General features: G+C 62.8%; 13 protein-coding genes. 2 read left to right on the forward strand and 11 right to left on the reverse strand.

Features of this window, described 5'->3' with window-relative positions; translation table 11 throughout:
• The first annotated feature begins 62 nt into the window (after nucleotides 1-62).
• Nucleotides 63-269 carry a DUF3073 domain-containing protein gene (locus tag ONR57_RS16475; protein WP_265124612.1) on the forward strand — a complete coding sequence of 69 codons (207 nt, stop codon included), beginning with the start codon at nucleotides 63-65 and terminating at the stop codon, nucleotides 267-269.
• 77 nt (nucleotides 270-346) lie between these two features.
• Here the strand turns inward: ONR57_RS16475 and purM are convergent, their stop codons facing one another.
• The 7 genes from purM to ONR57_RS16510 form a co-directional block, all read right to left on the reverse strand.
• Nucleotides 347-1,435: a phosphoribosylformylglycinamidine cyclo-ligase gene (purM, locus tag ONR57_RS16480; protein WP_265124613.1), complete on the reverse strand. Its 1,089-nt coding sequence runs from the start codon at nucleotides 1,433-1,435 to the stop codon at nucleotides 347-349.
• 98 nt (nucleotides 1,436-1,533) lie between these two features.
• Nucleotides 1,534-2,526, reverse strand: a complete 993-nt coding sequence (locus ONR57_RS16485; RefSeq protein WP_265124614.1) for an oxidoreductase — start codon at nucleotides 2,524-2,526, stop codon at nucleotides 1,534-1,536.
• 77 nt (nucleotides 2,527-2,603) lie between these two features.
• Nucleotides 2,604-3,332 carry a MerR family transcriptional regulator gene (locus ONR57_RS16490; RefSeq protein WP_265124615.1) on the reverse strand — a complete coding sequence of 243 codons (729 nt, stop codon included), beginning with the start codon at nucleotides 3,330-3,332 and terminating at the stop codon, nucleotides 2,604-2,606.
• A 72-nt stretch (nucleotides 3,333-3,404) separates the two neighbouring features.
• Nucleotides 3,405-4,931 carry an NAD(P)/FAD-dependent oxidoreductase gene (locus ONR57_RS16495; protein ID WP_265124616.1) on the reverse strand — a complete coding sequence of 509 codons (1,527 nt, stop codon included), beginning with the start codon at nucleotides 4,929-4,931 and terminating at the stop codon, nucleotides 3,405-3,407.
• Nucleotides 4,928-5,848: a ferritin-like domain-containing protein gene (locus ONR57_RS16500; RefSeq protein ID WP_265124617.1), complete on the reverse strand. Its 921-nt coding sequence runs from the start codon at nucleotides 5,846-5,848 to the stop codon at nucleotides 4,928-4,930. Before ONR57_RS16500 ends, ONR57_RS16495 begins: the two co-directional genes overlap by 4 nt.
• 2 nt (nucleotides 5,849-5,850) lie before the next feature.
• Nucleotides 5,851-6,750 carry an SDR family NAD(P)-dependent oxidoreductase gene (locus ONR57_RS16505; RefSeq protein ID WP_265124618.1) on the reverse strand — a complete coding sequence of 300 codons (900 nt, stop codon included), beginning with the start codon at nucleotides 6,748-6,750 and terminating at the stop codon, nucleotides 5,851-5,853.
• A gap of 1 nt (nucleotide 6,751) precedes the next feature.
• On the reverse strand, nucleotides 6,752-7,744 hold the full coding sequence (locus ONR57_RS16510) for an alpha/beta hydrolase (protein WP_265124619.1): 993 nt from the start codon (nucleotides 7,742-7,744) through the stop codon (nucleotides 6,752-6,754).
• A gap of 126 nt (nucleotides 7,745-7,870) precedes the next feature.
• Here ONR57_RS16510 and ONR57_RS16515 point away from each other — a divergent pair, with 126 nt between their 5' ends.
• On the forward strand, nucleotides 7,871-8,938 hold the full coding sequence (locus tag ONR57_RS16515; protein WP_265124620.1) for a ferredoxin--NADP reductase: 1,068 nt from the start codon (nucleotides 7,871-7,873) through the stop codon (nucleotides 8,936-8,938).
• 44 nt (nucleotides 8,939-8,982) lie between these two features.
• On the opposite strand, the gene purF is transcribed toward ONR57_RS16515, so the two are convergent.
• From purF to ONR57_RS16535, 4 genes are all read right to left on the reverse strand, one after another.
• Nucleotides 8,983-10,473 (reverse strand): amidophosphoribosyltransferase, encoded by a 1,491-nt coding sequence (gene purF / locus ONR57_RS16520; RefSeq protein WP_265124690.1) that lies wholly within the window; start codon nucleotides 10,471-10,473, stop codon nucleotides 8,983-8,985.
• A 188-nt stretch (nucleotides 10,474-10,661) separates the two neighbouring features.
• Nucleotides 10,662-11,072 carry a sterol carrier family protein gene (locus ONR57_RS16525; protein WP_265124621.1) on the reverse strand — a complete coding sequence of 137 codons (411 nt, stop codon included), beginning with the start codon at nucleotides 11,070-11,072 and terminating at the stop codon, nucleotides 10,662-10,664.
• A complete protein-coding gene (locus ONR57_RS16530) occupies nucleotides 11,069-11,797 on the reverse strand; it encodes a CPBP family intramembrane glutamic endopeptidase (protein ID WP_265124622.1) in 729 nt (242 codons plus the stop codon). Before ONR57_RS16530 ends, ONR57_RS16525 begins: the two co-directional genes overlap by 4 nt.
• A complete protein-coding gene (locus ONR57_RS16535) occupies nucleotides 11,794-13,623 on the reverse strand; it encodes an alpha/beta-hydrolase family protein (RefSeq protein WP_265124623.1) in 1,830 nt (609 codons plus the stop codon). The genes ONR57_RS16530 and ONR57_RS16535 overlap by 4 nt, the downstream gene beginning before the upstream one ends.
• Nucleotides 13,624-13,701 lie beyond the last annotated feature (78 nt).

A 13,701-nucleotide genomic window follows, 5' to 3' on the forward strand; every position in this document is an offset into this window, starting at 1 on the left:
TCAGACACGAACGGGGTCGCCAAATCCCCAGGCCACCCCGACATCGCGCGAGGGGGTCAGCCATGGGCCGCGGCCGGGCTAAGGCGAAGCAGACCAAGGTTGCACGGGCACTGAAATACAGCTCACCGGACACCGACTTCGATCGGCTCCAGCGAGAACTGTCGGGAGCGGCATCGAACTCCCCGCGAGACGATGCCTACTCTGACGACCCGTACGAGCACGAGTACTCGCGCTGGGTCGATGACGACGACGCTAGCTGGAGTCGATGAGGTTCTAGCTTCCCTTTGACATAACAGGCGGGGTGCCTCTCGCGAGGCACCCCGCCTGTTGTCACAACGGAACTAGGTCAGAACCTGGGGTGCTCTCCCACGAGGACCGCGCGAGTGTCGTCCCCCGCGTGCACCTCGTTCGCTTTGCGCACCGTGCCGAGCGTCCAGCAGTCAACGTGGCGTGCGGTGAGCACGGCAAGCGTCCGGTCGACGTCGTCAGGCGCGACGATGGCCACCATTCCCACGCCCATGTTGAACGTGCGCTCCATCTCGGCTTCCATGACCTTGCCGCGTTGCGCGATCATGCGGAAAACGGGAGCCGGACTCCAGGTGCCACGGTCAAGTTCAGCAACCAGCCCTTTCGGCATCACGCGCGCCAGGTTCTCGGTGAGTCCCCCACCCGTCACGTGGGCGAAGGTGCGCACATCGGCTTCTGCGATCACCGCGAGGCAGTCACGCGCATAAATGCGCGTCGGCTCGAGCAGCTCTTCACCAAGAGTCCGCCCGAACTCTTCGACATGTCCAGCAAGGGACATGCGGTCAATTTCGAGAAGGACCTTGCGCGCCAGCGAGTACCCGTTCGAATGCAGGCCTGACGATGCCATCCCAATCACGACATCGCCGGGCCGGACCCGGTCAGGGCCCAGCACCGAGTCGGCTTCAACAACGCCTATTCCGGTCGCGGACAGGTCGTAATCGGCTTCGCCCATCATGCCTGGGTGCTCGGCGGTCTCCCCGCCGAGCAGCGCACAACCGGCCTGCACACAGCCCTCGGCGATGCCGGACACGATCTGCGCGACCCGCTCCGGAACGACCTTTCCGACCGCAATGTAGTCCTGCAGGAAAAGCGGCTCAGCGCCGCATACGACAAGGTCATCCACGACCATCGCAACGAGGTCAAGACCTACCGTGTCGTGCTTATCCATCGTCTGCGCGATGGCAATTTTCGTGCCGACTCCGTCGGTAGAGGCTGCGAGCAGCGGTTCACGGTACTTGTTCTTGAGCGCAAACAGACCCGCGAACCCACCGAGCCCTCCGACAACCTCCGGCCGAGTAGCTTTCTTTGCGAGTGGCTTAAAAAGCTCCACCGCGCGATCGCCAGCGTCGATATCGACTCCGGCTGCCGCGTAAGAAGCCCCGGCCGTGGTGGTGTTGTCGTCGATCATGAGGTTCGTGTGCTCCGCCCCTGGTATGTCACAGTTACGGTGTAACGCTACCGGACATCACCAGGAGACGGAGCGGCCTGCCGCCACGTTTCAGACCGTCACTTATTGAGTTCAGCGAAGTCGACGCCGGTAAGCTCCACTGATTTTTCCCAGAGCGCCCGTGCTAGGTCGCGATCGTCCGCGTCCCTGCTGCGGTGACACCTGCTGACCGGGCCTTTGACGCCGCCGAATTCAGTGGGGCCGAGAAAATCGTTGTTGCGCACGTCAGGCATTGTCGCCGCGTAGAGGGTACTGTGGGCACCTTCCTCGACCGAGGCCGCGGTGAGGGCGATGATCTGGCGGACCATGCGGCGCAGGCCCATTGTCGGGACGATCGGGTCAAACAGATCGGTAGCTGCCGCGCCCGGGTGCACCGCCACCGAGGTGAGCGGGACGTCCACAGCCTCGGCACGACGCGCGAGCTCAGCGGCGAACAGCATATTCGCGACCTTTGACTGCACGTACGCGTTGATACGCAAATACTTGCGGCGTTTGAAGTTGAGATCATCCACGTCGAGCTTGCCCTGGTGATGCATAATCGAGCTCACTGTGACAACACGGCTGGAGCTCGCCGAGAGCAGCCGCGGCAGCAGCAGTCCTGTCAGCGCGAAATGGCCCAGATGGTTCACACCGATCTGGGATTCGAAGCCGTCATCAGTTTCCTTGTAAGGCACCGCCATCAGGCCCGCGTTGTTTATCAAAACATCGATCGAATCTGTGTGCTCGGCAATCTCCTCCGCACATGCGCGGACACTGCTGAGGTCACCGAGGTTGAGGTGAGCCAGTGACGGCTTGGCACCCGAGGCGACCGAACTGATCTCATCGAGCGCAGCTTTCGCGCGCTCGAGGTTTCTGCATGCGATGATCACGGAGGCACCCGCCGCGGCCAGCACTCTCGCTGACTGTTTGCCAAGACCTCCATCACCGCCCGTGATGACGATCGTCTTCCCTTCCTGAGAGGGGATGTCGGCTGGGGAGAAATCGTGCGCGGCTAGGGGATCAGCATGCTTATGGCCAGTCCCTGGCCGTGACGCTGTTGAGTTTGCAGACATTGTTCTCACTCCCTGTGATCTGCCCCACACCTCGATCTTAGTCCGTGGTATGCGCAGTGCCGCAACGGAAGCTTCACTTAATCCTGGGTCGACGTGTCCTCATCATCCGTGCGGTTCAAGCCCCGCTTGAGGTTTTCGTCGACGGCGCGCGCGAGCAGAATGTGAACGGACCGCACCGCGACGTGTGTGAGTTGCTTGAGCTGGTCGATGGCACGCGCAACATCATGTGGCCTCGCGAACTGGTCATGGCGTTCAGGGCCACTCACTTCAAGTGCCGCACGAATCATTATTTGGGCGATCTCGTTCGTGCGCTCCGCAACATCCGCCATGACGCGGATGAGCGGGCGTAACTCGAACCCAAACTGCTGTAGTTCGACGAACGCCTGCACCAGCTGGGGCTCAGCGAATTCGACCGTATCCCCGTCGATCCTTGCCATCTTCATGGCCACGAGCTGGTCCAGTAGCTCGCTATCGCGGCCGAGGCGTGCCCGCACCGCAGCTAACGGCACTTCGAGTGTCTCGTCACGAACCCAGCCCACAGCTGCCGACCCGGGCAGCCCGAGGATCTCGGCGAGACTCTTGCCGTTCTCCCACCCGGCGATGAAGTCTGCGATGTGGTTAATTGTGAATCCCCGTTGCAGCAGAGTATTGATGAGCTTGAGCCGCTCGAGGTGCGAGTCGTCATAAAAGTTCGTCCGGCCCTGCCGGTGGGGTTCGGGGAGCAATCCGCGCTCTTTGTACGCGCGGACATTGCGAGTGGTGACGCCAGCCGCACGAGCTAGGTCATCAATCCGATACTCCGGCATTGCAGCAGTGCCTCCCTCGCGCTCCGGTACGACATGTTACTGCCGCGGACCGGGCCGAGGGAGGCGGCTCACTCAACGGCTGCTGCGCAAGACCTCCGGTGCTCGCGATGAATCGGAGTGAGCATGACTGTGCGGCATGCTGGCGCAGTCGTAGTCAGAGACGTCGAACGTACGCAGCTGATTGATGTACTGCGTGGCGAATCCGGGATACATGGTGGGGTTGAACCCCTCTTCGGTCAGATACCAGCTCTGGCACCCGGAATTCCAGGTGGTGCTGCGAAGCCGGCGCTGAATTGACACGTTGTACCGGTCCTGGCGCTGCTCGTTCACGTCGAGCAGCACGCGACGGGCCAGGATTTCTTCAACTCCCGCAACGATGTAGTCGATCTGAGCCTCCATGTAGACGAGCGCTGAGTTGTGCCCTGGCCCTGAGTTCGGTCCGAAGGTGATGAACAGGTTCGGATATCCCGAAACCGCGACGCTTTTGAAGGCATACGCTCCCTTGCCCCACTCTGCCGCCAGCACTCGCCCTCCGCGGCCCACGACGGGTATCGGAGTTCCCGTCTTCGACACGTCGAATCCGGTGGCGAAAACGATGCAGTCGAATTGATGCTCGATGCCCTCAGCGGTCCTGATGCCGCGCTCCGAGATCCGGTCAATCGGCCACGTGACGAGCTTGCAGTTGTCACGCTGCAGCGAATGGTAGTAGTCGCTGCTCATCAGCAGTCTTTTGCAACCGGCGTGGAAGTCGGGTGTCAGCTGGCGGCGCAGCCACGGATCCTTTACCTGCGTGCGGAGGTGTGCTTTGCCGGCTATCTCGATGATTCGGGTGAACGGGGTGTTCCACACCGCTCCTAACGCCACCGATTCGTGACCCCAGTACCAGGCGGCGCGGGCGACCTGCTGGGCGATCGGGAACTGCCGATAAATCTGCTTTGTGAGATGGTGTGTCGGACGGTTTACCCGCGGCAGGACCCAGCCCGGCGTGCGCTGAAATACCTTCACGGACGAGGCTTGCCGGACGAGCTCGGGAATGATCTGTACGGCGCTTGCGCCGGTGCCGACAACAGCGACCTTCTTCTCGCGGAAATCGTAGGTGTGATCCCAGCGTGCGCTGTGGATTTTGTGGCCCCGATAGTCGTCCAGCCCGCGGATCGCCGGAAAGCTCGCGTTCGCAAGTGGCCCAGACGCGAGAATCACTGATCGCGCATAGACCGGTGCCGCAGCAGTTTCGACGTGGACTCGCCAAAACCCAGCATCCTCATCAAAAACGAGGTCGTTGACGTTGTGGCCGAACCTAATGAAAGGCCGCACGCCGAAATCGTCAGCTATGCGTTCGATGTAGGTAAGGATCTCCCCGCTTGTGGAATACGTATGCGACCAGTCGGGATTGGGCGCGAAACCGTAGGAGTACAGCCTCGATGGGATATCACAGGCAGCCCCGGGATAGGTGTTGTCCCGCCACGTTCCACCAATCCGATCGCCGCGCTCGAAAACGGCGATGTTCGTGATGTTCCGTTGTCTGAGCCGGATAGCCGCGCCAATGCCCGCGAACCCTGCACCGATGATGGCCACATCCAGTGGCTGTGCGGCACTCATGCGACTGGCTCGTAGGTCAGCTCTTTCGACCAGGCTGGCTGGCCGGGAAGAAGCCGGTGCGGAATGCGCTCAGTCGCTTTCACGAGCGCGTCAGCGACAATGTGATATGGATGGCCACGGTTGATCACCATTCCCGCGTGGGCCTTCACGATCTGGTACATCGGGACGCGGCGTGCGTAAGCGCTCCGTTCCCCAACACTCTTGAATCGGCGCATCGCAACGTACAGCCGCTCTTCGTCGACGCCCATCGCGACGACGTTGTCACGCATTTTGTTCAGCAGCGGGACGTAACTCAGAACGCCAATCAGCAGTGACGGGTTGAGCCATCCGCCAACGAGGTCAATGAACAATTTGCGCACCGTGGCATGGCCCAGCAGGTCCATGACTGCATAATCCGTCGCGAGGTGGCGCGCCTCGTCAGCGTTGATCTTCTTGAAAACCTCCTGCGCGACCGGATCCGGCACTTCATCGGTGATGAATTTGATCAGGGCGCCGTCCAGGGCGACTTCAAGCATGGGGATCACGGTCCCAAGGAAAGACAGCGACATCCCGTCCGAGTACTTGTCGAGGAAATCGATTACCAGTTTGACATTGACGTTGGGTTCAGGAATCTCGTCGCCGTCCAGCATCCCCCACCGCCGCATGAGCGCCAATTCTGCGTTCGCATGCTTTTGCTCCTCGGCGTGGAAGTATTTGTAGATTTCCCGCAAGGTCGCGGTCGGCGCCTTTTTCGCCATAGCCGCGAACCCGCGTGCACCCACATTTTCGATCCACATGAGATCCGCCATGAACGGCTTCAACTTGGCGTAAAGCTCCGGCGTGATTGTGTCCGCACCTGGGGCATCCCAATCAATGTCGGCGAGCGACCATTGCCGGTTCTTGATCTTTCGCAGCATGTCATCGAAATCGAATGTCATAGCTAGACTCCTGTTCTTTCCGCATCCGCACTGCTTGCTTTCTCGTCCGCCGTGCCGTCGGGCAGCAGCCGCGGCAGCAAGCTGAGAAAGTAGGTGTATTGGGCAGGGAAATGCCTCTTGAGGTGCCAAACTAGGCGCGCGTCGAGTTGCGGCAGAACGTAAAGTCGCCCCGCGTCGTGCGCGTCGAGGGTCATTTTCGCGACGTTTTCGGGCGTGTAACCGGTCCAGCGCATCAGTGCCTCGGCGAGCGTGGACGACTGCGGTGTGATCCGCCCATCCCGCGCCACGTTCGTTTTCACGAAGGTGGGGCACAGTACAGTGACCGTCACGCCGTGCCTGCGCAGTTCGGCGGCCATCGTCTCCGAAAGTGACACCACGGCGGCTTTGGAGACGTTGTAGGGCGCCATCATGGGGGCGGCGGCGAACCCTGCAGCCGACGCGACATTGATGACGCCGCCATGCCCGGCACGCAACTGCGGCGCGAACGTCTCGCAGCCGTGCACGACACCCCACAGGTTGATATCGAGTGCCCATTTCCAGTCATCCAGGCCAATATCACCGACTGGCTTACCACCAATCCCGACACCCGCGTTGTTGATCACCAGGGTGGCGGGGCCATCGAAGATCAGCTCGGCATGCAGCGCGAGACTTTCAACATCCGCACGTCGTCCGACATCACAGAAGAAGGCATGCGCCTTAGCTCCGTAGATCCGGCTGATGGTCTGCACCGTCGCGTCAGCGCGGCCCTTGTCGATATCGGCACAGATCACCTCACCGCCGCGTTTCGCTAACTCGATGGCGAACGCCCGTCCAATGCCACTGCCCGCGCCCGTAACAACCGCCCGCGCGCCGCGTGAAGGTGCGGAGCGGCCGCGCGACAGAAATGGTGCCACAATCCCCACGTCAGCTCACCTCCGCGTATTCGCCGACTGCCATACCGTGGGCCGCCTGAATAAACGCCGCAGCACGGCGCAGCGCTCCGGCCGCTTCGGGGATGATGAGGGGAAGGGCTTGAAAGACGTGCATCTGATCCGGCCACACCTCGAGTTCGCACCTGCCCCCCGCGGCCGTCACCATGGCGTACAGGTATTCAGCATCGGCTTTCAGCATCTCGGCGCCACCGGCCTGCACCAGAATCGGTGGCAAACTCACCCCGGTGCGCAAAGAGAGACCCAGCCTCGGGTGATCCTCCGGCTCGTTGCAGGAGTACATGTCCACCATCCGGCGGGCCGCCTGCGCTGAGATCATCGGATCCTTGCGCACGGCCTCTTGCGCTCTCGCCCGGTTCAGCGTGAGGTCGACCAGTGGCGAGAACATCACTGCCCCGGCCGGCTGGGCTTGCCCCTGGCGGGCATTCTCGATCAGCAGATCCATCGCAAGGTGGCCGCCGGCTGAGTCACCCGCCACCACGATGTCCTGCGGCCGGAAACCGCGCTCTTGTAGCCATCGATAGCCAGCCTCAACATCATCTGCGGCCGCCGGAAAACAATGCTCAGGAGCAAGGCGGTAGTCCGTGAGAAACACCGGAACGCCCGTCGTCTTCGACAGCCTGGACGCGAGCCCGCGGTGCGTGCGCGCTGAGCAGACTACGTAGCCGCTGCCGTGGATGTAGTAGATCGCCTTGTCGGCACGCGTGACACCGGGTGCCGACACCCATTCGCCGCGCACCACGGCGTCGCGGACGGGGACCACCGTCGTACCCGGCAGTGGCGGCCCCAGCGCCGCCATGAAGGTCGCCACCATCGTGCGGCCGAACCATACCCCGGCGGCATTCGAGGGAAGTGCGTTGTTGAGCCGCCGCACGCTTGCCCGAGTCACCATCGCGGCGGTCCGCGATTGGAAGGAACCGGTCAGCGGTACAGCAGCCGTCGACAGATAGCTGGAAGGGGTCGACATTGACCCTTGAATACGCATATCGAAAGCATCACCGACCAATGTGCCATTTGTCAATGGCACATTGATCGGTGCACAATCGGGCTCAGCCGACCGCTCGCCATCGCCGAGCTGCAGAAAGGGAGTTATATGACCAGTTCAACCGTCGAGCAGCGTGCGCACGCACTTCGCGTATCACGCGTCGTCCGAGAAACTGCAGACGCCCTCTCCATCGTTTTTGACATGCCTGCCGACGCCCGAAGCGAGTTCACATACTCGCCTGGGCAATTCCTGACGGTGCGCATACCTCACGAGACAGGCGCGATCGCGAGGTGCTACTCGCTTTCGAGCGCCCCTGCGGTTGACAGCGACCTGCAGATCACGGTCAAGAGAACCCAGCACGGGTACGCGTCGAATTGGATTTGCGACAATATCGAGCCGGGTTCCTCGCTGCTTTCGCTGCGCCCTGCCGGGATGTTCTCACCCCGCAGATGGGATGCGGATCTCGTTCTTGTGGCAGCTGGCAGCGGCATCACGCCGATCATGTCGATCCTCAAAACCGCGCTCGCTTGTCACTCGAACCGGGTTGTCCTCATTTACGCCAACCGAGACATCCGCGACGTCATATTCCACAACGGAATCACGCAGCTCGAAGCTCGATATTCACACCGGCTTGACGTCATACACTGGCTCGACTCTGTCGACGGGCCACCCATCCCAGAGAAACTTGCCGACCGTATCGCGGCTGTCCCTCCAAGTGCACACGCCTACCTGTGCGGCCCTGCAGAGTTCATGAAAGTCGCGGAAACAGTACTGCTCGGGTGCGGCGTCAGCGCGGCCAGCATCCATCGGGAGGTATTCGCATCGCTGCCCACGGATCCGTTCGCACCGCCGCGGTCACCTTTCCGCCCAACAACCTCGCTCACCGAAGCTAGTCAGCAAGCGACGCGGGTTCGCGCCGAAATCGACGGCGAAACGCACACTATCGATTGGCCGCAGGGCGAAGTCCTGCTTGACGCGCTGCTCTCTGAGAACCTGGACGCGCCATACGTCTGCCGTGAAGGCAATTGCGGCGCGTGCGCCTTCACCTTGCGCGAAGGTGAAGTGGAAATGCTCTGCAACGACACTCTCGACGATTACGACCTCGAGAAGGGATTGCGTCTCGCGTGCCAGTCGGTAGCGTTAACCGACACCGTCTCGATCGCCTTCGATCAATGAGCCCGCAAGCTAAGCCCGGGTGCCCGCCGGGGAACGGAGACGATTCAGGAAGGTGCTGCAGTGCCGCGGCGTGTTGCCACGGCAGACGGTTCTGTATGGGACGTTTCAATAGACTTCGCCGCCGAGTCAAACATCGCTTCGAGCACGTTCTTCCCGATGCGGCTGTCGTCTGACAATTCGATCGGGTAGACGCCGTCGAAACACGCGCGGCAGAGTCGCGATGACTCCTGCTCGGTGGCGGCAGTCATCCCCTCGATCGAAATGTAACCGAGCGAGTCCGAACCGATGGATGAACGCACAGCCTCGAGCATCTCTTCTGCGGAATCCGCCCCGTTAGCAATGAGTTCAGCTGGCGACGCGAAGTCGATGCCGTAGAAGCAGGGCCACTTGACGGGGGGTGATGCGATGCGGACGTGGATTTCTGCGGCCCCTGCTTCGCGGAGCATCCGCACTAGGGCACGCTGCGTATTTCCGCGCACGATGGAATCGTCCACAACAACTAGACGTTTGCCCTTGATCATGTCTCGCAATGGATTCAGTTTCAGCCGGATACCGAGCTGACGGATCGTTTGGGACGGCTGAATGAACGTACGCCCCACATACGCGTTCTTCATCAGCCCCTGACCGTAAGGAATGCCAGAACCCTGCGCATAGCCGATAGCGGCTGGCGTGCCTGACTCAGGGACCGGGATCACGAGGTCCGCGTCCACAGGGTGTTCGCCCGCGAGCTTGCGGCCGATCTCCACTCGGGCCGCATGGACGGAACGGCCCGCAATCGAGCTGTCCGGCCGGGCCAAATAGACGTACTCAAACACGCAGCCTTTGGGCTCCGGTTTGGCGAACTTCATCGAACGAACCCCATCGGCGTCGATCGCGAGCAGCTCCCCCGGCTCGATCTCCCGGACGAACGAGGCACCGACGATGTCGAGCGCCGACGTTTCACTCGCGACGACCCAGCCACGATCCAGGCGCCCCAGGCACAACGGCCGCACCCCATGGGGATCGCGCGCCGCGTAGAGGGTGTTCTCGTCCATGAATGTCAAGCAGAAAGCGCCTTTGAGCTGAGGGAACAGCTCCATCGCGGCCTGCTCGACAGTGATATCCGCCGCGGCGTGCGCGAGCAGTGCCCCGACAATGTCGGAGTCCGACGTGGCAGCCTTGCGCCTGCGGCCGGCGAGCAAGCCCGCCTCGCGCGCCTTCGCCGCCAGCTCCGCGGTGTTGACCAGGTTTCCGTTATGCCCAAGCGCGATTCCTGTACCTGCGCTCGTTGTGCGGAAAATCGGCTGGGCGTTCTCCCACGTGGTAGCGCCGGTAGTCGAGTAACGACAGTGCCCCACGGCGACGTGGCCCCGCATCGCCACGAGCGTCTGCTCGTCGAAGACCTGACTGACGAGACCGAGGTCTTTGAAAACCAGCACCTGGCGCCCGTCACCGACAGCGATGCCTGCGGCTTCCTGACCACGGTGCTGCAGTGCGTAGAGACCGTAATACGTCAGCTTCGCGACATCTTCACCGGGCGCCCACACACCGAACACACCACATTCCTCGCGGGGCTCAGGTTCGACGTCCGGGGCGTGCTCGGTGAGTTGAGTTGATGCATCAAATACAGAGTTCTCATTGTCCGAGTCGCTGCGGTGGCTGCTCACTACGGGACGCTCCCTTAATGCCGGCATCGGGGGTCAACTCAGTTTACGGTGAACCACCGACACCTAGCGAACCCGGACTACAACCGGACGATTGGCAGCCACCTGACGATCTCACCCGCGCGCGTTCCCGAAACGCTGATGTCTCCCGCATCGACTGCGGCCTGGAAATCGATCCGGCCGGCCGCGAGGAGGAGCCACGTCCGCGCGTCGGTTTCCATCACGTTCGGCGGCGTGCCTCGCGTGTGACGCGGCCCTTCGATGCACTGCACCGCAATCAACGGCGGCACACGCACTTCGACGCTCGCCCCCGGGGCGGCCTGAGCCAGCGCCTGGGCCGTAAGTCGGACCGCGGCCGCAACCTGCTGTTTTGGTGGTTCCTCCAAGGCGCTGGTGGCATTATCTTGACGCAGCCAGCCAGCGATCGCGAGAACCGCCGCACGCACCTCTTCAGGATCCGCGGACCGGCGCCGCGCGGAAGGTCTGGTCATGGCTGACTACCATATGACACCGGTGTCCGCAGGCGGGCCGCGAGCAGCGCACCGCCCGCATTGGCAGTTACATGCGCGATCATCGGTGCCACCACGCTGCCGCTGCGGCGGGCAAGCAACGTGAACACCACACCTCCAGCTGTGGTGAACAACACGGTGGGGACTACCGGATCTCCGCTCGCTCGGGCGGGAACGACGTGCCACAAGCCGAACACCGCCGCGCTCGTCAGCAGTGCGGCCGCACGGCCCGCCCGGTCGCCCGACTGTCGCGTGAATACTCGCTCCAGCATCGGATCGAGCGCTGCCCGGAACGCTAGTTCCTCGCACAGCACCGTCCCGACGGGGATGTGGTAAGCCACCCACGCGATGAGTTCGCCCGCCGTGAGGTCCCGGACAGCGCCCTCGCTGACGATTGCACCACGCAACCGCGGAAGTACACCCGCAACAGTGAACACGACCGCGGGGAGCGCCGCGACCACCATCCCGGTGCGCACCCCCGACGGGATGGTGGTGAAGGACAGTCGAAGTTCGGTGCCATTGAGTCCGGCCGCCCGAGCAGCGGCAACCGCCGCGACCCCCACCGCCGCGTTCGCTGGTGCACGCCAGTGCGGCGGCCATCGAAGCCCCGGGAGCGCAGCGTTATTCCACGCCAGCAGCGCGGCACTGAGCGCCCCCGCACCGGCGAGGTATTTGCGCACCTGGGCGCGCCTGCCGACTGCGTTCATCGATCGGAGTCTCCGATGGGGCTGTGGCGGGGCGTCTGGTACCGCGAAATGGAGCGCAAGACCTCATGAGCCTGCGCGGTGTCAGCTGCAGTCCAGCCTTGCGGCTCGCCGATCGCGAGCCAGCCGTCCAGGATGACCGAGCTGTACAAATGACCGTGTCCGTGCGGAATCCGCGCGGCATTCGCAAGGTCGGAGGAGATCTGCCAGAAGGTAACGATCGGTCGCCACTGGATCGACGGAGACACATCGTAACCAGGTGGTTCACGCAACCAATCGGGCCGCTGGAACAGCAGGTCCGGCGACCACCACACCACCGGGTCACTAGGGTGCTGAATGTACAGGACACGCGGTTCCAGCCATGGCGCTTCCACGCCCGCGCCGACAAGATCCTCGCGCCGATTCGCGAACCGCACAACCAAGCCGCCCGCGTACGTGGGCCGGATCTCCGGTGAGCCTGGGTCACGGCGCTCAGTCAGTGATCGCCACAACGGGTTCGAGTTAACAGGGCCGATCCAGAGGGCGCCGGATACCCTCGCACGCAGATCTGCCAGGCCGTCGAAGGCTGCTTCGGAGCCAAACGATCCGAGGCTCTCGCCGTAGACGTACAGTCGTGGCCGTGTCTCGGGATCCTGGCGCAGCCATTCCTGATGCACGCCGTCGAACAGTGCCCGCCCTGCCTCCGCGGCAACATCACGGTCTACCAGGAAAGAGAGCGCACTTGGCAGGAATGAATACTGGACACCCACGAACGCGGTATCGCCGCGATACATCAATTCGAGGGATTGCATCGCGTTTGGATTGATCCAGCCGGTGCCTGTCGTGGTTGCGACAACCAGGACCTCGCGCTCGAAGGCACCTGACCGGCGGAGCTCCTCGATCGCCAGGGCAACGCGCTCCTCTTGTGTTTCGGCCGAGTCGAGACCAACGTAAGCGCGAATCGGTTCGACCGCAGGGCGGCCGAGAGCGGTTTCGAGTTCCGGCGCACGCAGCCCGCCAGCGACCATCCGACGGCCTTCACGGCCCAGCGTGTCCCAGGGCACCAAGGACTCGGGGCTGCCGGATCGTTCAGGTTCGGCGGGCTGGATAACTCGCGGGTCCATCGTTTCGTTTTGCACCGCGAACGCCGAGTTCGCGAAGGTGACGAATCCACGGACGAGCACGCCGTCAACCAGGGTGATGACCATCGCGGCCACGACGATGATCCCCACCGCGTTGACCAGGGGCTCCGGCAGATGCAGGAGACGCCGAATGCCTTTGCCAACCAGCCGGACGCAGGTGCGCAGCGCGCGCACCACAAGAATGATCACTGCGGCAATGCCGATCGACAGGGCGCCCGTGCGCAGGAATCCGGTCGTAGTAGTGCCTTCCATCCCCAGCAAGCTGGTGATTTCGTTCTGCCACCCCGCCGCAGCTACGAGCGCTGAAAGCATGAGAACGAGCGTGCCTGTGCCAACGGTGCCGCGGATCCACCACACAACCTTGCGGGGTGGGGACGGCCACTCAAGCAGCGGGAGTATGACTGACCGAATGAACCAGCTCAGCACCACACCGGCGCCATACCCGGCGGCGAGGCTAATTCCGGACGTTAAACCCTGGTAATGCCACTCGCGGGGCAGCAGCGACGGTGTGAGCGACCAGGCAAAGAAGACCCCCGCCACCGCGAGGCCCGTCAGGTCGAGGCGCAGCGAGAACCAGACTCTGCGGGCCGTGCGCTGAGCAGCCGTTCGCCGGGGCGATGAGGAGGTCGCGGCTGTTGGCACAGGCGACGGGCCGGCTTCCACCGTGGTCTCGGAGCCAGGTGTTGCCGGGGTCGGCCGTCGCAACACCGCTCACCTCCCCGTGTGACATAGAAACGCCGCGCCCGTAGGCACCGCGCGCTATCGCGGTGCCTGCTGCGGGTGTTT

Origin of the sequence: Hoyosella sp. YIM 151337 (assembly GCF_026041215.1) — a bacterium.
Lineage (GTDB): Bacteria > Actinomycetota > Actinomycetes > Mycobacteriales > Mycobacteriaceae > Hoyosella.